At 29.9% G+C, this 25,467-nt stretch carries 29 protein-coding genes; 17 read left to right on the plus strand and 12 right to left on the minus strand.

Going from position 1 to position 25,467, the window contains the following annotated elements; all coding sequences use genetic code 11:
* Positions 1-10 precede the first annotated feature (10 nt).
* The 5 genes from IPM32_08670 (at position 11) to IPM32_08690 (ending at position 6,598) form a co-directional block, all read left to right on the plus strand.
* Positions 11-2,296, plus strand: a complete 2,286-nt coding sequence (locus IPM32_08670) for a xanthine dehydrogenase family protein molybdopterin-binding subunit (protein ID MBK8945327.1) — start codon at positions 11-13, stop codon at positions 2,294-2,296.
* Between the two features lie 8 nt (positions 2,297-2,304).
* Entirely contained in the window at positions 2,305-3,273 is a 969-nt protein-coding gene (locus IPM32_08675) for an FAD binding domain-containing protein (protein ID MBK8945328.1), read from the plus strand.
* 21 nt (positions 3,274-3,294) lie between these two features.
* Entirely contained in the window at positions 3,295-3,792 is a 498-nt protein-coding gene (locus IPM32_08680) for a hypothetical protein (GenBank protein ID MBK8945329.1), read from the plus strand.
* A gap of 144 nt (positions 3,793-3,936) precedes the next feature.
* On the plus strand, positions 3,937-4,644 hold the full coding sequence (mtgA, locus tag IPM32_08685) for a monofunctional biosynthetic peptidoglycan transglycosylase (protein MBK8945330.1): 708 nt from the start codon (positions 3,937-3,939) through the stop codon (positions 4,642-4,644).
* 73 nt (positions 4,645-4,717) lie between these two features.
* Complete coding sequence (locus tag IPM32_08690) at positions 4,718-6,598, plus strand: ATP-binding cassette domain-containing protein (protein ID MBK8945331.1); 1,881 nt, start codon at positions 4,718-4,720, stop codon at positions 6,596-6,598.
* 29 nt (positions 6,599-6,627) lie between these two features.
* Here IPM32_08690 and IPM32_08695 read toward each other — a convergent pair whose 3' ends face one another.
* A complete protein-coding gene (locus IPM32_08695; GenBank protein MBK8945332.1) occupies positions 6,628-6,957 on the minus strand; it encodes a hypothetical protein in 330 nt (109 codons plus the stop codon).
* A 181-nt stretch (positions 6,958-7,138) separates the two neighbouring features.
* On the opposite strand from IPM32_08695, the gene IPM32_08700 reads away from it, so the two are divergent.
* The 5 genes from IPM32_08700 to IPM32_08720 all read left to right on the plus strand — a co-directional run bounded on the left by IPM32_08700 (position 7,139) and on the right by IPM32_08720 (position 12,363).
* Positions 7,139-7,840, plus strand: a complete 702-nt coding sequence (locus IPM32_08700; protein MBK8945333.1) for a hypothetical protein — start codon at positions 7,139-7,141, stop codon at positions 7,838-7,840.
* A gap of 306 nt (positions 7,841-8,146) precedes the next feature.
* Positions 8,147-9,406 (plus strand): tyrosine-type recombinase/integrase, encoded by a 1,260-nt coding sequence (locus tag IPM32_08705; GenBank protein MBK8945334.1) that lies wholly within the window; start codon positions 8,147-8,149, stop codon positions 9,404-9,406.
* A 169-nt stretch (positions 9,407-9,575) separates the two neighbouring features.
* Positions 9,576-10,448, plus strand: a complete 873-nt coding sequence (locus IPM32_08710) for a replication-relaxation family protein (protein ID MBK8945335.1) — start codon at positions 9,576-9,578, stop codon at positions 10,446-10,448.
* Between the two features lie 1,253 nt (positions 10,449-11,701).
* A complete protein-coding gene (locus IPM32_08715) occupies positions 11,702-12,091 on the plus strand; it encodes a hypothetical protein (GenBank protein ID MBK8945336.1) in 390 nt (129 codons plus the stop codon).
* Positions 12,088-12,363: a hypothetical protein gene (locus IPM32_08720; protein ID MBK8945337.1), complete on the plus strand. Its 276-nt coding sequence runs from the start codon at positions 12,088-12,090 to the stop codon at positions 12,361-12,363. Before IPM32_08715 ends, IPM32_08720 begins: the two co-directional genes overlap by 4 nt.
* 469 nt (positions 12,364-12,832) lie before the next feature.
* Here the strand turns inward: IPM32_08720 and IPM32_08725 are convergent, their stop codons facing one another.
* The 8 genes from IPM32_08725 to IPM32_08760 all read right to left on the minus strand — a co-directional run bounded on the left by IPM32_08725 (position 12,833) and on the right by IPM32_08760 (position 18,580).
* A complete protein-coding gene (locus IPM32_08725) occupies positions 12,833-13,042 on the minus strand; it encodes a hypothetical protein (GenBank protein ID MBK8945338.1) in 210 nt (69 codons plus the stop codon).
* Between the two features lie 136 nt (positions 13,043-13,178).
* Positions 13,179-13,658, minus strand: coding sequence for a hypothetical protein (locus IPM32_08730; GenBank protein MBK8945339.1), 480 nt, complete (start codon positions 13,656-13,658; stop codon positions 13,179-13,181).
* 183 nt (positions 13,659-13,841) lie between these two features.
* On the minus strand, positions 13,842-14,924 hold the full coding sequence (locus IPM32_08735) for a DUF87 domain-containing protein (protein MBK8945340.1): 1,083 nt from the start codon (positions 14,922-14,924) through the stop codon (positions 13,842-13,844).
* 56 nt (positions 14,925-14,980) lie between these two features.
* The gene (locus IPM32_08740; protein MBK8945341.1) at positions 14,981-15,721 is read right to left on the minus strand and encodes a recombinase family protein; all 741 of its coding nucleotides are present in this window, start codon (positions 15,719-15,721) and stop codon (positions 14,981-14,983) included.
* A 464-nt stretch (positions 15,722-16,185) separates the two neighbouring features.
* Entirely contained in the window at positions 16,186-17,118 is a 933-nt protein-coding gene (locus tag IPM32_08745; protein ID MBK8945342.1) for a hypothetical protein, read from the minus strand.
* A gap of 11 nt (positions 17,119-17,129) precedes the next feature.
* Positions 17,130-18,014: a ThiF family adenylyltransferase gene (locus IPM32_08750; GenBank protein MBK8945343.1), complete on the minus strand. Its 885-nt coding sequence runs from the start codon at positions 18,012-18,014 to the stop codon at positions 17,130-17,132.
* Complete coding sequence (locus IPM32_08755) at positions 17,950-18,405, minus strand: hypothetical protein (protein MBK8945344.1); 456 nt, start codon at positions 18,403-18,405, stop codon at positions 17,950-17,952. The genes IPM32_08750 and IPM32_08755 overlap by 65 nt, the downstream gene beginning before the upstream one ends.
* Entirely contained in the window at positions 18,386-18,580 is a 195-nt protein-coding gene (locus IPM32_08760) for a hypothetical protein (protein MBK8945345.1), read from the minus strand. The genes IPM32_08755 and IPM32_08760 overlap by 20 nt, the downstream gene beginning before the upstream one ends.
* A 341-nt stretch (positions 18,581-18,921) precedes the next feature.
* Between IPM32_08760 and IPM32_08765 the strand changes: the two genes are divergently transcribed.
* The 7 genes from IPM32_08765 to IPM32_08795 all read left to right on the plus strand — a co-directional run bounded on the left by IPM32_08765 (position 18,922) and on the right by IPM32_08795 (position 22,686).
* On the plus strand, positions 18,922-19,110 hold the full coding sequence (locus IPM32_08765) for a hypothetical protein (GenBank protein ID MBK8945346.1): 189 nt from the start codon (positions 18,922-18,924) through the stop codon (positions 19,108-19,110).
* 304 nt (positions 19,111-19,414) lie between these two features.
* Complete coding sequence (locus IPM32_08770) at positions 19,415-19,669, plus strand: hypothetical protein (GenBank protein MBK8945347.1); 255 nt, start codon at positions 19,415-19,417, stop codon at positions 19,667-19,669.
* 172 nt (positions 19,670-19,841) lie between these two features.
* Positions 19,842-20,012, plus strand: a complete 171-nt coding sequence (locus tag IPM32_08775) for a hypothetical protein (protein MBK8945348.1) — start codon at positions 19,842-19,844, stop codon at positions 20,010-20,012.
* 66 nt (positions 20,013-20,078) lie between these two features.
* Complete coding sequence (locus IPM32_08780) at positions 20,079-20,354, plus strand: hypothetical protein (protein MBK8945349.1); 276 nt, start codon at positions 20,079-20,081, stop codon at positions 20,352-20,354.
* Positions 20,355-20,415: 61 nt separating this feature from the next.
* The gene (locus IPM32_08785) at positions 20,416-20,640 is read left to right on the plus strand and encodes a hypothetical protein (protein MBK8945350.1); all 225 of its coding nucleotides are present in this window, start codon (positions 20,416-20,418) and stop codon (positions 20,638-20,640) included.
* Positions 20,641-20,776: 136 nt separating this feature from the next.
* On the plus strand, positions 20,777-21,994 hold the full coding sequence (locus IPM32_08790) for a hypothetical protein (protein ID MBK8945351.1): 1,218 nt from the start codon (positions 20,777-20,779) through the stop codon (positions 21,992-21,994).
* The gene (locus tag IPM32_08795) at positions 21,985-22,686 is read left to right on the plus strand and encodes a class II glutamine amidotransferase (GenBank protein ID MBK8945352.1); all 702 of its coding nucleotides are present in this window, start codon (positions 21,985-21,987) and stop codon (positions 22,684-22,686) included. Before IPM32_08790 ends, IPM32_08795 begins: the two co-directional genes overlap by 10 nt.
* Positions 22,687-23,012: 326 nt before the next feature.
* Here IPM32_08795 and IPM32_08800 read toward each other — a convergent pair whose 3' ends face one another.
* From IPM32_08800 to IPM32_08810, 3 genes are all read right to left on the minus strand, one after another.
* Positions 23,013-23,153, minus strand: coding sequence for a hypothetical protein (locus IPM32_08800; protein MBK8945353.1), 141 nt, complete (start codon positions 23,151-23,153; stop codon positions 23,013-23,015).
* A gap of 557 nt (positions 23,154-23,710) precedes the next feature.
* Positions 23,711-24,628, minus strand: a complete 918-nt coding sequence (locus tag IPM32_08805; protein MBK8945354.1) for a nucleotidyl transferase AbiEii/AbiGii toxin family protein — start codon at positions 24,626-24,628, stop codon at positions 23,711-23,713.
* On the minus strand, positions 24,606-25,376 hold the full coding sequence (locus IPM32_08810; GenBank protein MBK8945355.1) for a type IV toxin-antitoxin system AbiEi family antitoxin: 771 nt from the start codon (positions 25,374-25,376) through the stop codon (positions 24,606-24,608). Before IPM32_08810 ends, IPM32_08805 begins: the two co-directional genes overlap by 23 nt.
* Positions 25,377-25,467 lie beyond the last annotated feature (91 nt).

Consider the following 25,467-nt stretch of genomic DNA (forward strand, 5'->3'; position numbering starts at 1 on the left):
TGGAGGAACAATGGCAATTAAAAAATCCAAACATTTTTTTGAAGAAGATTTTGTAGAAAAAATTGGCGAAGTCTCAGATGAAAAATACAAACCGCTTCCTCCTAATAAAGAATTAAAATTTATCGGAAAGAAAATTCCAAGATACGATGGATACAATAAAGTTAACGGAAAAGCTGTTTATACTTTCGATATAAATTTACCAAATATGGTTTATGGAAAAATTCTTCGATCAAATATTCCTCATGCAAAAATTAAATCGATAGATATTTCAAAAGCTAAAAACATAGACGGTGTTTTAGAAATTTTAACTTTTGAAAATACTCAAGAATATAATTGGTACGGTAATACAAGTAAATTATTTGATCAGCATCTAAGATATGAAGGTGATGAAATTGCATGTGTTTGTGCAACATCTCAAAAAATTGCAGAAGAAGCGGTAAAGAAAATTATAGTGAGTTTTGCAAAATTACCATTTGAAGTTGATGCGGAAAAATCTCTAAAATCTGAAAATCTAAAAATTCATGAAGCCGGAAATATTAGCAGAGAAAAACCGGATGAATATTCAAGAGGCAATATTGATGCTGGTTTTGAGCAATCTGAAGTAATTCTTGAAGATACATTTACAACACAAATTGCTATTCACAATCCAACGGAAGTTCATTGCAGTGTTGTAAATTGGGAGGGCGAAAAATTAAAAATTTGGGATTCTACACAAGGAATTTTTGAAGTTAGAAATTCAATTGCAAAAAGTTTGGGATTGAAAGAAGAAAATGTACAAGTAATAAAAGAATATATGGGTGGTGGTTTCGGCAGCAAATTGGAAGCTGGAAAATATACTTTGATGGCATCATTATTAGCTAAGAAATTAAAACGTCCGGTAAAAATTGTTTTAGATAGAAAAGAAATGAATTTGGCAGTTGGCAATCGACCGGATTCAAAACAAACTTTGAAAGTTGGAGTAAAAAAAGACGGAACAATTTTGGCATTAAGCCATCATTCAATTGCAAATGTTGGAGCTTATCCAAGCGGCGGCGGTTGCAGTTGGCCCGCAAGAAGTATGTATCAAATTCCTAATGTAAAAACTGTTGATTACAGCATTTTTACTAATACCGGAAGAGGACGCGCTTTTAGAGCTCCCGGACATGTACAAGGAACTTTTGCACTTGATTCAATTTTGGATGATGTTGCAGAAAAAATCGTAATGGATCCATTGGAGTTTAGAATAAAAAATTATGCTGAAAAAGATCAAGTTTGGGGAGCGAGTTATACTTCTAAAAAATTGAGAGAAGCATATAAAATAGGTGCAGAAAAAATAGGATGGAAAGATAGAAATAAAATTCCGGGAAAAGTTGAAGGATATTTAAAAACCGGAATTGGGATGGCATCACAAATTTGGTGGGGAGGCGGCGGTCCGCCAGCACACGCAAATATGAAAATTTCAAAAGATGGAATTGTTAATGTTTATTCCGGCACGCAAGATATTGGAACGGGAACTTATACTTTTATCTCCCAAATAGCAGCAGAAATATTAGAAATTCCTTTAGAAAAAATTAAAGTTCATTTGGGAAATACAGATTATCCTTTTGGCCCATCAAGTGGAGGAAGTACAACAGCTCCTTCAATTTCACCGGCAGTTAGAGATGCAGCGGAAAAAATGAAGAGAAAATTATTTTCAGCAGCTTCGGCATTGACTAATATTTCTGAAGATAGATTGGATTATTCTGAAGGAGTTTTTTCTTCGGAAAATAAGAATCTAATAAATATTGATGAAATTGCAAAACAAGTTGATGATGAAATGTTATTTACAAAAGGATCTCGCGAAGAAAATGTTGAAGGATTAATTGCTCAAACTTTTGGTGCTCAATTTGCAAAAGTTGAAGTTGATATTTTAACCGGAAATGTTAAGGTTAAAAAAATTGTTGCAGCACATGATACCGGACGAATATTAAATAGACAAACTTTGGAAAACCAATATCACGGCGGAATAATGCAAGGTTTAGGTTTTGCATTAACAGAAGAAAGAATTATGGATTCGGATTATGGGAAAATGTTAAACCCCAATATGCATGATTATAAAATTCCTACAATGCTTGATGCACCGGACGAGATTGAAATAATTATTGTAACTGAAATGGATGAACTTGCTAATAATATGGGAGTTAAAGGAATTGGTGAACCGGCAATTATTCCAACAGCTGCGGCTATTGCCAATGCAGTTTACAATGCAATTGGAGTAAGAATTAAAAGTCTTCCAATAACTCCGGATAAAATTTTAAATGCACTTTATAAAAATTGAGGATAAGCATGAACAATTTTGAATATATGCAACCGCAATCAATTGAATCAGCTTCAACTTACATAAAGAAAAATAATAAATCTTTTTTATATGCCGGCGGTACAGATATACTTGGGTTAATAAAAGATGATATTATTTCACCAAATCAATTGGTGAATTTGAAAAATATAAAATCGCTTAGTTACATTAAGTTTGATGATAAAGAAGGTTTGAAGATTGGTGCATTAACAAAATTAAGCGAAATTGAAAAAAGTGAAATTGTTAAAAATAAATTTAATGTTTTGCAACAATCAGTTAAAGAAATTGCAACATTACAATTAAGAAACGTTGGAACAATCGGGGGAAATATTTGCCAGCGTCCGCGCTGTTTTTATTTTAGAGGAGATTATGATTGCATACGCAAAGGTGGTGATACATGTTTTGCGGTAACCGGAAATAATAAATACCATTGTATTATTGGCGGCGGACCTTGTTATATTGTTCATCCTTCAGACTCAGCGGTTGCACTTTTAGCATTAAACGCAAAGTTTAAAATAAGTGATGGAAAAGCTGAAAAAATAATCCCGGCGAAGGAATTTTTTGTTCTGCCAAATGTAAATGATCAAAAAGAAAATATTTTAAAAGACGGAGAAATTTTAACTGAAATTATTATTCCAAGTGTACCTAATACAGTTTCAAAATATATAAAAGTTAAAGAAAGAGGTGCTTGGGATTTTGCCTTAGTTAGCATTGCCGGAGTTTTTGAAATCGAAAATAAAATTATTAAATTTGGAAAAATTACTTTTGGCGGAGTTGCTCCCATTCCTTGGGAAGAAGAAAAACTAAATGCAGAATTGACGAATTTTAAAATTGATGAAAGTAATATTGAAAAATTATCTACATTTGCCTTTGCAAAATCCGAAGCTTTAGAAATGAATACTTATAAAATTCAAATGGCGAAAAATTTGGTTAAAAAATTGTTATTGGAATTCGCTTAACAAAATTATTCCGGAATTAACATGGCAGAATATAAAGTTAAAGCCGATAAATCAAAAAATTTTTCTCTAACAAATAATGAAAAACTTCTTGGCAAATTAATTTATGAACATTGGTATTCGTTAAAAGCTAATGTAGAATTGATTGATAAGCTATTTAAAATTGAACCAAAAGGATTTTTAGGAACAACTGTTGAAGTTAAAGATAGTGATAAAATTTATTTAAGTTTTACGATGAGTTGGAACGGAAATATTGTAATAACTTCAAAACTTGAGAAAAAAGTAAAGCATTATTTTTTTAAACACAAGGGGATATTAAAAGATAATTATCTCGTTATGGATGAAAATGATAAAGAACTTATGGTTGTTCGCCCTAGTATTAAATGGAGTAAATTTAATTATGAATTTTCAATTTCAACTTCTGATACTTTTGAAAAGTTTAATAATAAAGAAATTTTATTAATTACAATCGCTCATTGCGCAAATTACTATTTGATGGTTTTTCCCACCATTTTTACTTAGTGAAAATTTAACGAATAGCAAAATATTTTCTTCTTTTCCAAATAAACCAGACTAATTTATAATCAAACATTTATTTAGTTTAATAAAATTTAGAATTGATTTTCGAAAACACTATTTTTCCTAAAATAAAATTTCACTTTATATATGTTTAAAAAAATCTGGAAAATATTTCTTTCACTTTTTCTTTTTTTTATAATTACAACAATTTTAATTGTGGGAATATTTAGATTTCTTCCAATTCCTACTTCATCATTTATAATTCAACAAAAAATCAAAAATGTTATTGATGGTAATTTTGAATCGGTAAAATATGATTGGACAGATTATGATGAAATATCTAATTCTGCAAAACTAGCGGTAATTGCAGCAGAAGATCAAAAATTTTTTGATCATTTTGGATTTGATTTCCAATCGATTGAAAAAGCTTTGAAGAGGAATAAAAAAAGTAAAATTACACGTGGTGCAAGTACAATTACTCAACAGACGGCAAAAAATTTATTTCTTTGGTCAGATAAAAGTTTTGTTAGAAAAGGTTTGGAAGTTTATTTTACTTTGCTTTTGGAATTAATATGGTCGAAAGATAGAATTTTAGAAGTTTATTTAAATGTAGCTGAGTTTGGAGAGAATGTTTATGGAGTTCAAGCAGCTGCAAAAAAATTTTTTAAAAGAGATGCTGATAAATTAACAAATCAAAATGCAGCAATGCTCGCTGCTGTTTTACCAAATCCAAAAAAATATAAAGTTAATACTTTAACCAATTACAGACAAAGAAGAGTTATATGGATTCAGAGACAAATGCGGCAATTGGGTGAGGAAATATTGAAAGAGCAAACAAAAGTGAAAAAATTATAAAAACTTTTATCTCATATCTATTACTAAAATTTGATTCTTGGTTATATTTCACACCATATTTTAATAAGGTATAATGGAAAATAATATTAGTGCGGTTATTCTTACTGCAATGGATCTTGAAGTTCATTACGGTGAACAAATTGTTTTAAATAAAGCATCGATTAGTATTCATGAAGGTGATCGGATTGGTTTAGTCGGCAGAAATGGTGCGGGAAAATCTACTTTTCTTAAAATTATTTCTGATCATATTCAACCAGATTTCGGGAATGTTGCAAAAAGAAAAGATCTTCAAATTGGATTTTTAACTCAAGAATTTACACTTAATCAAAATAAAAATGTTTTTCAAAATGTTATGGATGGTGCTGATTATATTTTAAAAATTATAAATGAATATGAAGAATTAAAATATGATTCGCCGAGAAAATTAATTTTAGAAGAAAAAATTAATTCTGTTGATGGCTGGAATATTGAAAATAAAATTAAACAAATACTTGAATCTTTAAATGCTCCAGAAGGAAATAGAGAAATTCAAAATTTATCCGGCGGAGAAATGAGGAGAGTTGCTTTATGCCGATCAATTATAGCTCAACCCGATTTACTAATTTTAGATGAACCTACAAATCATTTGGATACAACTTCTATTGAGTGGATTGAAAATTATTTAAGCAATTACAAAGGTACTTGCATATTTGTAACTCACGATAGATATTTTTTGGATAGAATTGCAAACAGAATTGTTGAATTATCTCAAGGTGAATTTATTTCGCACAGAGGAAATTATACCGATTATTTAATAAACAAAGCTGAAAGACAAGCTATAAAAGAAGTTGAAGAACGAAAGCGTCAAAACTTTTTGCGAAGAGAATTGGAATGGGTTGTGCGTGGACCAAGAGCCAGAAGGACAAAAGCTAAAAGTCGTTTAGATACTTATTATGAAATTGCTTCTCAACAAAATTTAGAAGTTGAACTAGATGTTGATTTGATAATTCCACCACCGGAAAAACTTGGGAATACAATTCTTGAGTTAAAAAATATTTCCTATTCAATTGAAAATAATCTTCTTATAAAAGACTTAAATTTCGTTTTTACTCCGCAAAGAAAGTTAGGAATAATTGGCGAAAATGGAATTGGAAAAACATCTTTACTTAAGATTCTACTTGGCAAGCTTAATCCGGATAATGGAGATATTTTAATTGGTGAAAAAACTAAATTCAATTATGTGGATCAGTCAAGATTGATATTGAATGACGAAGATTCTGTAATTGATGCAATTAGTGAAGGTAATAATTTTATAAAATTTGGTGATCAGCAGTTAACAGTTTGGTCATACTTAAGGAGATTTCTATTTACTGATGACAGAATAAATACATTAGTAGGCAGACTTTCCGGAGGTGAAAAAAGCAGATTAACACTTGCACAAATACTAAAAAACGGCGGAAACTTTTTAATGCTGGATGAACCGACAAATGATTTAGATTTACCAACATTAAGAATTCTTGAAGAAGCACTTCTTGCATTTAACGGCTGCGTAGTGGTTGTTAGTCATGATAGATATTTTCTAAATAGAATTTGCAATGGAATTTTAGCATTTGAAGGTAACGGAAATATTTTTTTTAGTGAAGGGAACTATGATTATTTCATTGAAAAAAAAACAAAGAGAAATTTTGCTGAAGATAAAATTACTCCAAAAGTTGAGAAGGAAATAATTTATGAAAAAGCTAAACCAAGAAAATTAACTTGGAAAGAAAAAAAAGAACTAGAAACTATTGAAGAAAAAATCATAAAAGCTGAAGAAGAAGTAAGCAGAATTGAACAAATTTTTTCGTTGGAAGATTTTTATGAAAAGTACGGAACTAAAACAACCGAATTAAATAATGATTTAAATTTAGCTCAAGAAAAAGTTAAAAATCTTTATAACAGATGGGAAGAATTGGAGAAAATAGGGAAAAGTTAAAATCCGTTTGCCAACGGATTCTAACTACTTTACAACTCAATTTCTTCTAAAATATTTTGTAAAACTTTTTTATCAAAATCATCTTTATTTTTAGTAATTGATTTTTCAATCTCCTCAATTTTATAAGACAATTTAGCTTTGATGTAAAAATTTTTCATTCTAACAGAAGCCAATTCTTTTTCTATTCTATCATATCCAATTGTTAGAAATGCAGCGCCTAAAATAAAAATTATGTGGTAAGCATAATGAACATCATATTGTATAAATGCCGAATACACTACAATAAAAAATCCTAAAATTAGAATATATTTTTTATTATTTGTTTTAATTGTATTCAATTCTTCTGAAAGCCTATCCAAAATTCCCCCTTGAAAATTTGTATGACTTGATTGTGAAAGGAATATTTTTATTTCCAACTAAAAATTAATAAAAAAATTTATAAGGTTTTAGAAAATTTAATTTTTACAATTTCTTGACAAGATTATGACATTTAAACTTTATTGAAATTTTATCTTTGAATAGAAATTCTCTGAGGTAAAAATGAAAAATGTAATTCTGATTTTGATAATTTCCATTCTTTCAACGGGCTGCAGCTTAATAGGTTTTGGTTTAGGTTCGTTTGTAAAAGTTGAAACAGAAAAGAATATTTCAATTGAAGATAAAATAGATCGAGATATGAAAATTACGGTTACAAAATTTGATGACTCAAAAATTGTGGGAAGTATTAACCAAATAAAGGAAAAATCAGAGGAAATTTATAAAACTGAATTTGAAAATTTTATGAATAAAAAAAAATTATTTGGTGTAATTCCAAATTTTGGCGAAACCTTAAAAGCCGAAAATATAAAAATTGATAATTATACCGAAGGTTTAAAACTTTATAATAAGAATTTCCTTGGTTTTGATTTCAATTCAATTTTAATTGGAGACTCTGCTTATAAAAACACTATAAAAATTCCATTTTCTTCAATAACATATTTTGGAAATGGGGAAATTGAAAACAATCAAATTAAAAATCTTGCAAAATTATATGAGAAAGGAGAACTTCCACTAATTTCAGATTTTGAAGTTTTTACACAAAATAAAATTTTAACTATTCCAGGTAACCAAATAAAAGAAATTAAGATTCATGATAAATCAAATTTGGCAGCTTATGGCTTAATTTTAGGATTAGCAGTAGATGCGTATATCATTTCAAATTTTAAATATGAGGGGATAATACATTTGGGAACAATAAGGTAAATGTAAATTTTCTTTAAAATAAAAAATGCGAATCTTAAATAGAATCGCATTTTAGTTGTAGCGGGACTAGGACTTGAACCTTATATATTTTGTGATATATTAAACCCTCCCGTTATAAGAAAATAATTATATAAGTATAAGTAAAACAATAAGATAGTCACATTTCAATAGAACAACCGTATACCTATAAATACAAAGTATATGTACTATTATGTAGAATAATTGTGTAGAATATGTGTAGAGAATATTGACATAGATTTCTTTAATGATTAAATTACACATATAAGAAAAATTATTAAAGTTATTATGACAATTCATTTTTATCTGCCTAGATATAAATCTAAATATCCAGAACAAACTATTTTTTGTCGATTTTACGAAAACAAAAAGGAATTTAATTTAAATACTGGGGAAAAAGTAAATCCAAATTATTGGGATAAAGAGCAGCAGCGAGCTTCTATTCGTAGTACGAAAAATCCTCTGTTGAAAAGTGTACTTTCAGACTTAAATGAAACTCTTGATTTGTATCAATTTAAAGCAAAAAAAATCTATAAAGATATAAAAGATAGAAATTTTTCAGCATCATTTGAAGAAATTAAAAGAGGTATAATTGGTGGTTTTGACCAAAAGGAAGAAATTACAGTTGTATCAATTTATGATGAGTTTTTAAAGTTTAAAGAAAGAGAAGGGAAAATAGTTTTTAGAACTATCCAAAAACATAAAAGAGTAAAAAGTATTTTACAGGATTTTGAAAAATATAAGAGAAAGAAATTACTTTTTAGTGACGTTAACGAAGATTTTATTAATGAAATTTTTCAATATATTGTAAATGAAATAAATCTAATAAATGTTACAGCAATAAAAAATATCCAACATTTCAAAACATATTTATATTGGTGTGCAAATAAGAAGAGAGGTTATTTAGATAATACCGATTTCGCAGCTTACAAGTTTGAAAAAAACAATGAATTTGAAGTAATTTATCTTACTAGTGATGAACTAATGAAATTATATAATCTTGACATTGTAAATGAAAAACTTCAGAGAGTAAGGGACTCATTTTGTTTTCAATGTTTTACTGGTGTTAGATTCTCAGATCTTGAAAAAATAGAATGGGAAGATATTAGAAATTCTACATGGAGTTTTAGATCAATGAAAACAAGGGATTTACTTAATATTCCGTTAAGTGGTTTTGCTCTTAGTATCATAACAAAGTATAAGGATCATGTAAAACCTCTTATAATTATATCAAATCAAAAGACAAACTTATATCTAAAAGAACTTTGTAAACTTGCTGAAATTAATTCATTGACCACCATAACAAGGCAACAGGGGAACGAGTGGAAAAAAATAACAAAACCAAAATATGAATTTATAGGTACACATACAGCAAGACGTACTTTTATCACTTTGTCCATTGAAAAAGGAATGAAGCCAGATGTGATTATGAGTATTACGGGACATAAATCTTATAGAATGATGCAGAAATATTTAACGATAGCTGAAAAACATGCACGTGATGAAATGGATAAAGTTTGGGGAAGCCCGCTTAGAATATTAAAATAAATTTTTAGCTTATCATTCAAATGAATCTCATTTCTAATAAAATTATCTGAAACAAAAGCATTTCAATTACCTCATTTATATCGGAATAAAACAGTCAAAAATGATCTAATAATATTTTGGAATTCTTGCTTTGAATATCATCACACAAAAAGACAAATTGTTGTTACTTATGATTTCAGAATTTGGAATTTTACTAAATGACCAAATAGCATTATTGAATAATTCTGGGAAAAGAATCATTCAAAAAAAAATCGCAAAATTTTCAAAGCACTATCTGGTAAATTTAAAACAAAGATACTCTTCAGAAAATCATGGTCGTCCGGAAAATATTATTTCAATCAGCGAGAAAGGAGTTAAACTTCTTCAAAATGAAAATTTAATTGATAGCAAAATTCCAGTTGAAAGATTTACAGCTGATAAAATTTATAACACTGAACATGAGATATTAACAAATTGGTTTAGAATACATTTGCAATATATTCAAGTTAAGATCTCTAATTTAAAAACAGAATTTATTTCATCAACAACACCATTTATTCCATTAAACAAAAATGGACAAACTTTAATATCAGAAAATCTGTTGATAGAAAATTCAACTGTGACATTAATTCCCGATGGAGTTTTTTATATAAAAAGTGAAAATCAAAATAAAAGTTTGCTATTCTTTCTTGAAGTTGATATGGGAACTGAATCACTTCAAAATAAAGGATTCAAATCAAACAGTATTGCTTCCAAAATCCAAAATTATCAAGCTCATTTTCAGTCAGAAAAATATTTGCGATATCAAAAAAAATGGAATACAATCTTTAATGGATTTAGATTACTCATTATAACGAACACAGCAAAAAGAAAAATTAGTATTTCGAATTTTATAAATTCTGATAGCTCAAATGATTTCGTTTGGGTAGCAGATCAATCCGAAATGTTTGAGAAAGGATTGGGTGGAAGAATTTGGTCAAGAGGAGGAAAGTTATCGATTCCGCAAGATTCTATTCTTGGTCCAACGATAAATTTTGAAGAAAGAATTATCCAGTCTAAATAATATTTCAAATCAATTAGAACATAAAAAAATCATTTCTCTCATTATTATTCAATAAATTTTTGTTCGTTTAGTCATTTAAAAAGTACGTTAAGTCCGGCGAAAAAGTTCGTTAAATACATAAAAAAAGTACGTTAAGTAAGGAAAAACAGTACATTTAACGAACACCAAATATCCTTGTAATCCTATATAAAACAATCAGTTATAAAGAGTACGTTAATTCGACTATATATAAATAAAGAAGTATTGATAGAAATTAATTAAATAGAATATTATTGCTTATTAAATATCATTTTAAATTACCTTAAAACTCTAAATATTATTTATGAATTAAGATAATACTTTTGAGAATGGTTTGAGTAATTTAATATTGAATATTTTTTATTAAGTAGGAATGTTGATTTAATTAAAAACCAATTTTCAATATTCTTCAGAGACAAATGACTGCGATAAAGATAACTTCCGAATCAATAAAAAAATAGAACTATCATTAGCTTGAATATATTTTGAATTAACAGAGGTTAAAATTTTTTTGATAATTATTTTATCATTTTAGTTGAAAGTATGTTTATTATTTGAGCTGGTGTAAATTATTTTACGCTTTTAATAAGTCTTGAGATAGTATGATAATTAGAAATACATAAATAAATCCATTTGAAAGTGTTAATGTGGAATTTACTCTTTTGAAGGATTCAGTAATTATGAATAATAGCGGTTCGACTAATGGAGGGTTATATTGTTCAAATTGTTTTTTAATTGAAAATATTTTTGGAAATAACAAAATATCGAATAATATTGCGAGAGATTCTGATTCTCATGATTTTGAGCATCAAAAATTTGCAAATTAAAAATCCGGTTAAATTTTTAGAGTAAATCTTCTATTACAATCTCTGCAGATTCTTATTTTTTTTGTTCTGGTTTGTGTTTGTCTATAACCTTTCTTAGTTGTATTAGTTCCGTTGCAATACGGGCATTTGAATGGTCTTGCCAATTTGTATTCACCTCCTTATAAAAATAATTTAACATTTCCCTATATTAAATTAGAGTTGGGTCTTTACGCCTAAAAGTTTATAAATCGGATACGTCATTTCATGACTTACTCATCGTAATCCGACTTTATAAACTTTTCCCTTTTCAAGGTCGGCTAACCCAAAGAACAATAAAAAAAATCACACGAAATCCTTATTCCTCCAACGGGGTCTCATTAAGTGAAGACCCCGCCGGAGTTAGAAAGGTAGGGCAAGGAGGAAAAGAAAATGGAATCGAAGATGTATTCAAAGAAACTTGTAAACACAATTAGGCAGATTGAAGCCGCAGAAACAATACACGAATATTTCGATGTAGTGGATTTCGGAATCGATGTAGTACTTTCTTGGTACGGAATCGTTGAAGAGTGGAATGAAGATGAATGCAAAGTATTAAAAGACTGTTTGCTTTCAAAAGCTTATTCAGATGAAATAAAAGAAGTAGATAGAATCGTTGAATTTGAAAACGATCCGTTGCTTGCTTCGATCCCGGATAGAGAAGCTCCAAGTCTAAAACTTTTAATAATTGAACATGCGATCTGGAAGAAAGAGATGGCAAACAAGAAGAAAACCGTTGAGAATCCTAAGGATTCTCAACTAAGTGTTGAGGTGAGAAAATGAATGGAAATAGACCGGTAAGGGTTTTTCGGGCGGGAGCGATTAAGGCTTCCGTTTTTGAAAATTCAGCGTTTGTTAAAGGGGTGAAGTCAACGATATTTAATGTGATTGTAAGTAAGACTTATAAGGATAAAGATAATAACTGGAAATCAACGAACAGTTTTTCGGTTTATTCTGAATTGCCAAAGGTTATTTTGGTTTTGCAGAAAGCTTATGAGTTTGTTGTTATAAACACTGATAAAGAAGCGGGGGAGGAAGAAGATGATGAGATGTGAGAAGAACTAAATAGTTCTTCTTGCACAGCTTAAAATGATTTTGGGTTTTTGATGTAAGTCATTACTTGAAAGTAATGACTTTACTTTTGATTCAATTTTTTCGTTGACTGCAACAACAATGATTCTATCGAAATTTGCTTCCAAGCATTTTTTTATATTTGTTAAAATATCGGATCTTCCGGTTTCAACTTCGATAGCAATACTTATATCATTTTTTGATGCTACAACATCAACATATTTTCCGTCGCCGATTGATTTTTCAAAAGTTATATCAAAACCCTCATTCTTTAATATCTGTGCATATTTATTTTTCCAGAATTCGTGAGTTATTCCGCCTTCACGAATATCTTGTGATATTGGTTGATCGATATTTGATTTGCCAATTTTGGTTAATTTAAGTACGATAACCCTTCCGCTTTTCGTTGGAATTTCTTCGGTTTCAATGAGTTGTTTTTTGAGTAATGAATTTTTAATTCATTACCTTTTCTTCTACTCCATTGTAATCTTGGTATCGTTCTACTACACCGGATAATTTATTTGAATGAATATCATGAAGTAAGATTTGTTCTTCCGAGGTTATTCCAACCTCTTTACTCCGTTGGTCATCATTTTGCGGAATCTGTCTCTCTTCGGCAGTGGTTAATGTTTCAGAGGCGGAACAAGCGGAATAAGGTCTCATTAGATCACTTATCATTAGATCACTTACAGAACCCTTTCTAATAGGAATATAAGGAACATTTATGAGAAATGGTTTGTTATCTCCTTGAATTTTAGCTTAGGCTTGGCCGGTTTCAAGCCTTCCTAAAATTTTTTTATCAGAAGATTCCTAAAAGAAGTGCACTCGCTGCTGAGTTAACATCTTTTGAATCCTTAAGGTTTAATACAATTGTACACCAAGTATTTCCACGAGCCGGTAAGGATAAAAGACTCGGGCATTGATCAATAATGATTACGGATTCTCCGAGTTCTCTGATTTCTCTTATAATTACATCGGTTATTGATTCACCGCCGACCAGATCACTTTTATCTTTGCCGATAACGTGATGAGCTTCTTCAAGAATTATTGCATGATCAAACTCCTCACGTTTTTGAGAAGGAGACGATAGTCTGTAATGATGTATCCATAATAAAATACTTTCCACTAAAAAATATTTTATCTGTATTGGTAAGGAATCCATCTCGAGTATTACTTGTTGACTTAATAAATCAACCATATTAGATTGCTGTCTTACATTGAATGTTTTCCCAGTTTCTCCGAAAGTTAAGGCACCAAGAGCTCTTAGAGTACTGCTCATCCAACTGGATTCTACCTTTACATCTGTGTGCTCAATAGTATTTAGTAAATCTTTGAGTGTCGGATAATTTACAACGGGTTTATTGCTGTATAATCCAAAATCATTGTAAGTTTTATCAAGAGCTTTTTTGTAATAAATACATTACTCCTTCACCGACAAAAGTAGCATGTGCAATTATTTCAATTAACTTTTTAACCAAGTTTTCGGAGAAGTACCCGGAGGAGGAATAAGAGGATTAAACATAAATGGAGCAACGTCTCTTCCAACTGTATAAACTCTTATATCTTTGCCAAAACTTTCAGTTACAATATCCCGGTAATTTCTTTTCCAATCCAAAACAAGAAAAGGTTTATTTTTATGTATAAAGTTCTTTAGAACTTGAAAACATAAGTTTGTTTTGCCCGAACCCGAAGCGCCGACTATTAACACGTGTTTTATCCAGTCATTCTCTCTTAAGCAAAATGGATAAAGTTTTTTACCGGCGTACATGATTTCTCCGATTGGGTATTCGCCTCGGACATTTTCAGCCGGAGGTGGAGCCAATAAATTATCAGCATTGTCTGAAGAAATTTCAGTATTCAAATTGTCTAAATAAAGCATATTAAGAATTTGTTCGATTTCTCTTTTGCCATCCATATCTTCAACTAAATAAGCCCGCCACAGACTATCAATTTTCTCGCCAAGTATTGGTCTTAACTTTACACAAATATCTTCAACTAACAATTCTAAAAAACCCCCGGATAACATTTTTGATCTTCTCTGAACATTTTTATATTCGCCGAGTGTTTCAAGTAATTCTTTGTAAAGCATGTTTTGATCCTTCCAGCAATTAAGCATTTCTTTTTGTTTTTCCAATTCCAGTTTTTGAATACTTGTCTTAAAGTCGGCTCTTTTCTTTTCAACCAATTGATTTGTAAACATTGGCCAAGACTCCAGATTCATAACTCCCACATCACACTCCCTTATCATTTTGTCCAGATCTTTTACTTGATCATCACGAATTTTACTTCTTTGTTCGATTTGAGATTTAAGATGATTTACCGTTGTTCCCAAGAAATTTAATTTATCATTTGTTATCATATCGGCTATATCGGTGCCGGATTTGTAGTTTTTATTTGTTGTTTCTAGAGTTGAGAAGTAATTTTTCTCTTTTGAATTATTTATCAAGTAATTTGAGTTTATTGGTAAGGCATAATTTTTTGAATCATTGTTTTTTATGCTTTCATATTCTTTTGTCTTTGGTAGGTATTGATAGTTGAATATCATTGGTATCACCCGTAATAAAATATTGTGATACTAGTATATAAACTTTTCGGTTTTTACTACCTTTTAGTAGAAAACTCTTTAGAAAATTTTAATCTGAACTGCACATGTTCAAACTTAACGACATCAATAAAAACCTCATGATCGCCATTCAACTTAGAATCAATATAAAAATAATTACTTAAAATATATCTAACACTACCCGGACTCTTACCAATCTCCCTAGCAATTTTCTTTATCGGAACTCTATCAAAATAATCCTCAAAAATATTAACGACAACATCCTTACAATCGGAATCAACAATAACATCTCTGCCAATAACTTTATAACCAAAAGGAGGACGATTCATAAAACGGGCATTAGACTTTGCTTTTTCTCTTCCACGATTTATTCTCCATTGCCTAAGATCAGTCTCAAACTCAGAGAACACAGCCCTAATCTTTTGAAATGCTTTTTCAAAAGGGCTGTCAGCCTCTCGTTCATTAACCAATAATAATTTTATTCCTTTCATTGATAAGTGAGTATCAATCCAACCAAACTGCAAAGTATTTCGTGAAATGCGGTCAGACTCAGTTGCAATAACTGTACTAGGCTTATCTACATCAATACGGTCAAGAAGATCCATCAGACCTTTTCTCTCGGTTAATTTTGTTCCGCTCATTGAATCAGTAAATTTTTCAATAATCTGAATATCATTATTCTCACAATAATTTTTAATCTCATCGAATTGAGCATCCAAAGAATAACCTTTTGCCTGTTCACCGGTACTAACTCTTAAATACACAAAAGCTCTTCTCATTTAATATTAACCTCCTTTAACCTAAACACCAAATCACCGCGTTCAATAAAAGCCTCAAGCACATCACCGCAAACCAAACGCAAACTTTTCGCAAGACCCCTCGGAATGGTAATCTTAAACTGACCGTTAGATTTTTGAAATTGGATTCTGACAAGATTATCACTTAAGCGGGGAAGCCGTTTAACTATATTATTCTGGAATTTTTGAATCGCAGCCATATAAATTTTATATGTATAGACTTATATATAAATCTATCGATAAATACGGTTTAAAGAGGGCGGGGAAGTAAAGTCTAACTTACTGCCCCCAAAATTATTGAAAGAAAAAATTACTACTGAAAAATGAAAATTAAAATATTACTACAAACAAATGATAAAATAAAATCATCACTAAAAAATAGAGATTACCATTTACAAATAAGGGAAGTAATTTTCCACTCTTAAGTAATAAAAATATAATTTAATTTAAATTTCAACAAAATTTAACAGACATTCATTTTCTTCATTTACTATTTCTTGATAAACATTTTTAATAACCTGAAACCTTTCAGAATTTAAAGGTACTATCTCCTTCCTATCCTTATGACCATTTTTGAATACTTTCAAATAACTTTGTGGTTTATGAGTATTGATATAAGCAGGGTGATAGTACTTAAATAAAATTTCATTTTCATTTATATTAATGCGCCATTCCCAGCTTATTACTTGTGTTTCTATATTCCTCTTACAAACCACATTACTGAAATTACTTTTCAGCCAAGTATTGTCTTCTGCCCTAAACGTATTCAAATCATCAACGGGTTGAATGTTTCTAGTTAATAATTCATTATGCTGAAAATTTGATTCGAGTTTAGAATTTGTTAATGTGTTAAAAAATTTCAACAATTCGGTTACCTTATTTTTTACTTTGGTTTTCCTAATATATTTTTGTTTGATTTCAAAAAATGTATTTTCACCTCTAATAAAAAGATAATATCGAATGAGCAATTGGTTTTTCGTTACATTAGTTACGAGTATTGCAAGAAAAAAATCTAAAATATAATTAGGATTATTTACATCACTAAAATAACTTCTTATATCACCGGTACTTAATTCCCCAAGTCCATTGCAATGATGGCTGTGCCAAGAACCAATATGATTAACTTTATCATCAAATAACTCAATTGTTTTGAATACTTTTTCTTGATAATTCCAATCCGGGTATAAATGAGTTTTTGATTTACTATCATTTATTCCAGAATCAATATAAGACTCAACATTAATTTCAAAATGGTTATTAATTTTTGAAATATTACCGATTAGTTTTCCGCCTTCTTCAACATCTGAACTTGATACTGTATAATAAATCCGGTCAAAAACTTCATCTGATATTTTAACTATTAAATTATTTGTATGCATTAGCCTTATTCCTATAGTTTGATTGGTTCTAGAGTTCTATTACAACTACATTCTTTCATAGGAGCAAATAAAAATTGTTTTGCTTCAAAATGTTTTTCAAAAATATTCTTTGCCGGTCTATTTGACCAAATAATCCAATTTGAATCCAATAACGGTAGTTTATTCTCTTCTGAATTTCTTAATAAAACCGAGAGTGCCATTCTTGACTGAATTAATGAAACCATTTGAATATCAATAGATAATCCAGAAGCTTTAAAATCTGCATCGTTCAAACCATAATTTCTTTTTTCTTCTTCAGACGTTAATCCTAAATCTTCATCTTTTAGATTAAGATCATTCAAAGCTGCATATAACTCTAAACATCTATAACAACCGGTTTTATATGGGATATAGGCAAAAATTTCCCCGCCAATACCTGTTCTAAAAACAGAAGCGGTAACAAAGGGTATTTTTGCTTCGACACAAATATCATTAATGTACTCTCGTACTGAGTTTTTATCAGGGCATGAAAGAACAAGATGTGAACTTTTTACCGAATCAATAAAATTTTCAGAATGCATTATATCTTCCGCAAATGAACTTACATTTGCGGAAGGGTTTCTATCAAGTATCCATTCCTTTTGAATATCAACTTTTAATCGGCCTAAGTCCTTTCTTTGACGGGGATGCTTGACTAAATTAATTCCATCAAGAGTATCGGGATCATAAAGATCCCAATTTCTGATTCCGTTCATCGTTAAGTTGTCGCAAATAGGTGCTCCGCCGCTTCCCAATCCGACGATTGTAATTTTAATATCATCGAAAATATCCGGATTAAGCAGATATTCAATCCTATCGAACTGCAATGTCTTCAATATGTTTGTGTGAATCTTTACCCGGCCATTCTTCTTTTCCATTTCTTCTCCAAATATCATATTTATTTAACCAAACTGCTGTTCTGGCAACTACGTATGCAAGGGAATATACTGAACTCCAATGATCTGGTCTCATAATACAGAGATTACCTGCATAATACTTATGAGGACATTCTTCATCAATTTCAAAATCAATTAATTCTATAATAGGGATTTCATATGGATAAGAATCTGTAACAGATATTCGAACATTATAAGAATTGTTTAGATTTGTAGTCAACAAACCTCTTACAGAAGTTATTTTCTTATCAATACCATAAAATTCGAATTGCGGAAAGAACATTTTAAGTTTTCTTTTTTCAGCGATAATTCTTGGTTCTAGAAAATCACTTCCTATAAATAATATATCACGGTTAACTTGTATTCCTTGCATTTCTGCCTCCTCGTTTATATTCGCCTTTGTTATCTCTGAAAATTACTGTTTTCTCTGTAGTACTTCTGGGAGCTTCTCCTGGAGCGTAGATATTCCCTTTATCGTTAACTTCAATAATTTCTTCTTTTTCTTTTTGTTCTTCGAAAATTTTCTTGGTTTCATTTTCTGTCGGCACATTGCCTCCTTTTAATTTATTGAAAAATATTATTAGCTTTATCAAAACTTGATAAGAATAAGGAGAATATTTGCTATTTATTAAATCTCTTAAATAGCAGATCGAGTAGTATCCATAGTAGGTTTAGAGATTTATGCACGAAATGAAAAAAATAATTTGAATATTGTCAAGGTAAATAAATATAAAATTAAATATTTTTTTTTATTTAAGCTTATCTTCTAATAAATTAAACTTGACTAATATTTAATTAATAAATTTTTTGTGATATTGAATTCAATCATTTAATTCTTGTTGTATATGAACCACAAAATATATAAATAAATATTCTTTACTCTCCAGTTATGACAACCAAAAACAAAACATTAAAAAACAATGAAAATAATTTTCAAGATGAAGCAATGAAATTATTAAAAGAAGTAAATCAAAAATTAGATTACATAATAAAATTGTTAAGGGAAGAAGAACTAAAATATCCATTTCATAATAACTATCAAGAATTCATTGAACATAACGATCATAAAAAATTATAGGACACTCACAAATCAAACTCACATTCACAACAACTAATTAAATTACAGCAGGCATATATCTCCATGATCAAAGAATCGGGATTGATAAAAGCTGCTGTAGTTTAATTATACCAACAGAAGTTTTCAATTAAAGAAAACAGTTATTTGGCCCGTTCCGGCTGAAATAAGCCCAAATACGACCAAATCCCCTAGATGAAAGACTGCAATCCTAATTCTCCAAAAAACTAAGAAAATAATTCTAAAATATTTTGCAGACTCAATAATAAATCACTTGAGTCTGCAAACTTAAGCGGAGGAATAAAAAATGAACTTAATCGAAAAACAAAATAATGGGACACTTTTCATAGACCCATCAAACAAAATAAAAACCGAATTAACGGAAAAAGAAGTAACTGAATTATTAACAAAATTAGATGAAGAAATTGAAAAGGATTCTTCATTAAATCTCAATATGTGGTCATTAAATTTTAACAACAAAGAAATCTATGGATTACTGGATGCAAGAGCCGGACCAAACGAAGAAGATCTACTAAGAATAATCTTTTCCGAAGAATTCTGACCCGAAACACTAAACTCAAATAAATAAAATAATTCATACAGACTCAATTAACATTACTTGAGTCTGTATAAAATAATCGGAGGTAAAAAATGAACATATTAAAAAACAAAATGAAGGCTCGCTATGCATAGTAGCCACAAGAGCAGTAGCAGCAAAACTGACACCGGATGAAATGCATGAAGCACTTCAAAAACTTGAAGTAAAAATGCAAAAACAAGATCCGCTTAACCCGGATCTTTGGACAGTATACGTCAACAACTATAAACTTTGGGGTATACTTGACCATAGAGCCGGACCAACAGGAGAGGATTTGCTAACTGTATTATTCCCGGAAGATTATTAAATCTTCCATATTTTTTTTACAGCCTCAATCACAAAGTACTTGAGTCTGTAAAACGAGGTGGAAAAGATGGAAATGCAAGAAAATAATACACTAGGAAGACTATATGTTATATATTCAAGGAAAGTAGCTTCAATATTAAATCAAGAAGAAAAAAAACAATTATTGGAAATACTAATCGAGAAAATCAACAACGAAAATCCGCAAGATATGGAAACATGGACTGTTAAAGTTAATAAGCATGAAATTTGCGGAATTTTCGATAAAGATGATGTTAACTTTTCCGCCGATTCACTAACTGTAGTATTCCTTAACGAATTCGAAAACCCTAAATTTTACATTTAACAATTTTGGAGATCAAGCATCAAAACTTGACAGTTGTTTAGCCTTATAGTAGTTTATAAGTATGAAAAATACTTCAATGAACATCATACCCACAATAGCAGAAATTCAAAAAGCCGCTAATAAAAACCTCATATTAAAATTCTCAACCTTTGCAAAGTTAAAAAACATCAACAGAAACATGGTTTATCAATTAAGAGATTCAAACTCAATTGATACCATAAAAATTGACAAAGTTGAATTCGTAATAATGAACGATAAAGCAAAGAAATACCAAAAATCCAAATAACATCAAACCCTCAAATTAAAACCAATCACAAAATAAAATAGTATCGGAAATTACTATAATAGGAAGATTGTGACCAACTGCTAAACAACTGCAAAGGAAAAGTTTGATCTCCTCAAAAAAAAAGGAGACCAAAATAATGCAGCACCAAATCAAAGAACAAATTTGCCAGTGTAATGACGGCAAATACAGACTAAAATCCAACTGCACCGAATTTAACGATGAATGGTATGAAACTTATTACCTAAACGAACAAACAATAGTTTTTAACCATGAAAGATTTTGGATAGATGATTGTATCTACTCAGAATACTTAAACAAATACTTACCCGAAGATGAATTTTACGACTCTCACTATTATTGTAATGGATGTGATAGATACTATCACCAAAACGAAGAAAGTGAACACGTATACGGCGGAACAAGTTATTGCAGTGAATGTTACTATCAAAACCACACATACTGCCATAATTGCCAAGAACCAATAACCAATGATGAATCATACTATTCGGAAATCACAAACAACGATTATTGCGATAACTGCTACCACGATTTACACAGCTACTGCGAAAACTGCGGAGAAGATTACTGGAGTGACGACGGTTGTGACTGCGGTGTCGCAATACATAATTACTCATACAAACCCAACCCAATATTCTTCAACAGTCCAAAAGAGAAAAACAAATATTACATAGGCGTAGAACTTGAAACAGAATCCAAAGGAAACGACAGGCAAAAATGTGCACAAGAAGTATGTGATATTTCTGAACTATTCTACTTAAAAAACGACAGCAGTATTGATGACGGATTTGAAATAGTAACACACCCATTCAGTTTTGAATGGTTCAAAGAACATAAAAACATATTCAAAAGTCTACTGGAAACCCTAAGAAGTAATGGATATAGGTCATATAACACAACCACTTGCGGAATACATATTCACATATCCAAAAAATATTTATCCGGACTGGACATAGCTAAACTGCATTTATTCTTCTGCCAAAATGAAGGATTTATAAAAACAATATCTCAAAGAAATCCAAACAACCTTGACCAATGGGGCAAGATAAAAAAAGACAAAAAAGCAATTTATGACCAAAGTAAAAAAAAGGGAGGAAGCGAAAGATACACCGCAATAAACCTTCAAAACCAACACACAATAGAATTTAGAATATTCAGAGGAACACTAAACGACTATTCATACTTCAAAAATATTGAATTCATAGCTGCAATATGCTCCTATGTGAAAACAACCTCACTACAACAACTAACATCAGAAACATTTTACAACTATGTAAAAAAAGACAAAAACTTCAAAAACCTAACAAAATTCATGGAGTCAAAAAAATGTGCATAATAATATTAAACACAAAAGAACACTTAACAAAAGAACTGTTAAATGAATGCTGGCAAACCAACAGCGACGGAGCCGGAATAATGTACGCAATAGATGGAAAAATAAACATCTTCAAAGAACTGAAAAATTTCAATACGTTTTATGAATATTACTCAACACTAAGAAAGGAATTTAAGAAAACAAAAATTGCACTTCACTTCAGAATAGCAACATCCGGAAACATAGATCTTTATAATATTCATCCGTTTTATGTAAATGAAAATCTCGCATTCATGCACAACGGAATAATAAACATACTGCTACAGAAAAAATCCAAAATTAGCGACACAATAGCATTCAACCAAAAAATACTAAAACAACTACCGCAAAACTTCCTAAACAACCACGCATTAGTTGAACTTATTTCAAGGTACGCAGAAAGATCAAAACTACTATTTATGAACAACCACGGCAAATACTGGATAATAAACGAACACCTTGGACATTGGGACAAAAAAGGTAACTGGTACAGCAATTACAATTACTGCGAACTGCCATTCCTAAAACAACAAAACATAACTTGGACACACGATCTACTCGACTACGAATTTTGCCAATACTGCGGAATAGAATTACTTGAAGAAAGGGAAGTGGTAAATGAAACTTGCTACGGGTGCATGCAAAAATTTGCAACTGAAATAGGGATATTTTAATAACTATGTTTTAAAGTAAATTCAGGAACAGAGTCTTGTTAAGATCTGTTCTTTATTAAAATAGAAATTGTGAATTAAAATAAAAAAGATTTTTTAGAATTTTCAATCATAATTTATGATTGAACAAGAGAGTGTAAAGTTTTTGTGTAAATAGAAAAATGAGATATTAAAATCAAGAAATCTTTCCTTAAAATGAACAGAAAAATTTGACAAAATAATAGCCCAGTTTTGAAATGGTAGTGTCCATTTTTTAGATAAATCTCTATAAGCAAGATAAAGCATTTTTTTAAGAACATCATTGTTTGGAAAAAGAGCTCTGTTTTTAGTTACTTTTCTAATCCGTTAGCTAACGGATGCCATTGTTCTGAAATAACAACTATTTTATCTGTAATATTTGAAACCAGAGTATGACTAATATCAATACCATATAACTCTGTTATATGAGATTGTATATCTCGAATTGTCATTCCTTTTGCGTACATAGAAATGATTTTATTCTCAATTGGTCCAATTGTTTTTTCATACTTTTATTACAATTATTGGATCAAATTCACCACTACGATCACTAGGAACAGAAATCTCAATTTCGCCGTTATCGTTCTTTAGAGATTAATGTGTTTTACCCTTTCTGGAGTTATAGTCGTTTTTACCAGCTGGTGAATATTTTTCATATCCTAAGTGTTCGGTTAATTCATTTTAGAGCATTTGTTCTAAGGATTGGGCTATAATTTTTTTTATTGCACCATCTTTGCCCATCAGACCATCATATGTTTTTGCTTTTGTAAGATCGCCTTTAATTGCTCAATCATTTTTTCGGTGAGCCTGCCTGCGGTAGACAGATTTCAATTTGTAATCTCCTTTTGGATTATGATATTAAATTAGTAATAATTTTTGAACAATTAAATGCTGTTTTGCTACAGTTTACCCCGCAATAGCGTTGTTCAACAGCATAAAATTAAGCTTCTTTATTAACCATTTACACAAATCTTTTTACACTACTAAAAAACTGTTAATAATTTAAAAACTATTTAATAAGATATTCTTTCAATTTTGCATATGCAATTTGATGTTTTTGTTTACTCATTTTTTCTAGATTCAATAGTTTCCATTTAACAGAAGGATATTGATCAAGATTTTTTATTCCGGATAATCCCCAATCCGGTTTTATATTCTTAAACGATAGGATAAACTCTTTTTGTTCTTCCGTTAATTTATTTTTAATATCAGTAATTAAATTTTTTCTAATATTAAGTAAATCTTCAAGAGAAACAATCACACTTGTCATTCCGATAAACTCGTTCTCATAAATTTGTTTTATTTCAATGAGATTTGGATTTAATACTTCCACCATTGGTCTATCGTGACTAATTAAATAAAAGATAAATGCAGTTATAATATCTTTGGTTATTCCTTCAATGCCAAATAAGAGTTTTATGTCAAATAAATCTCTAGGATGCTGCCTATCAAGAGCTGCACAAATCTTTCCTCCATATAAGTCAGCTAAAGATAAGCATTTTGCAGTGAGCGATAATTCGAATTCATCTTTTGCATTTTTGCATAAACTTAATTCTTTTGGATCAAAGACACTACCCCGAATAACTGTATTTGGTTCTATCTTTATTGTTGTTCCATTTTTATTTACAACAATTCCTCTAATAAATTTTGTACCGGATAAATATTTTTTTTGAATTGCAATTTCTGGAAATTGTCTCCCAATTAAATTACACACTTCATCTAGCCTTTTAGTAATATCTGCAAGTGATTCATCTCTAGATTTTAATTCTAAATATGTCAAATCGATATCTACAGATAATCTTGGAAGGTTTCTCACAAAAAAATTAATTGCAGTACCACCCTTAAGTGCAAATACTTTATGTTGATTTATAATTGGAAGAACTTGTAATAATAGTTCAGCCTGATTAAAATATTGAGTTTTGTTCATACTCTTTTGGTACTGTTATTTGATATTTTTTATCTAATGAACCGTCTTTTACAATGCTTATTTTACCTTTCCCAAAATCTACTTTCTCCAAATTAAGTTCTTTTATCCATGCATGATTATTTTTTTCTGCCATCCACATAAATATTCTTTTTACTTTAAATGAATCAACTTTTTGTAGTAATTGTTGAACTAGATCTGGACGGAGAGTTGTCAAATTTTCCATTATCAACATAACTTCATTAAATGATTGTTCAGAAGGTATAGAATATATCATTTCCATTGCAGCCAATTCCGCGGCTGATATTTTTATTTCAAAATTTCCCGCATTGTGATTAGTGAAAAAGTTTTTTTCATTATAGGGAAATACTTCTGTTTTCTTTAATACAATTCCTTGAAAATTTTTTAATACTAAGCTGTAGCTTTCATCTCTTTTTCCAAAAAAGTATTTGTCAGCTTCTCGAGCAAAATGTCCAAAACCTTTCAACTCCAATGCTGTTCTCGCACCGGCATGTATTGTTGTTTCTGTTTTATTCTGTATTCCATACAAAACTCCCATCCAGGTTATTTTATCTTCAGACAATTTATAAACTCCGCGGGAATATAGTTCAATCCAACCAGAATTTGAATACATTTTTAGTAACTGTGGAGAATAGCCTAATCTTTTCAGTTCTGTAACAGTTTTTATTGTACCGCGGGGCCAACTTTTTATAAGTTGGTTAGTTTTTGTTGTTTTTCGTATATGATTCATATATCATTATCTACATTTTTTAACCAAAGTTAATATTTGTTGAATTATGTATATAATATATATACGAAAATTAATATTTAATAACTAATAA

Source organism: Ignavibacteriota bacterium (assembly GCA_016716225.1).
Taxonomy (GTDB): domain Bacteria; phylum Bacteroidota; class Ignavibacteria; order Ignavibacteriales; family Melioribacteraceae.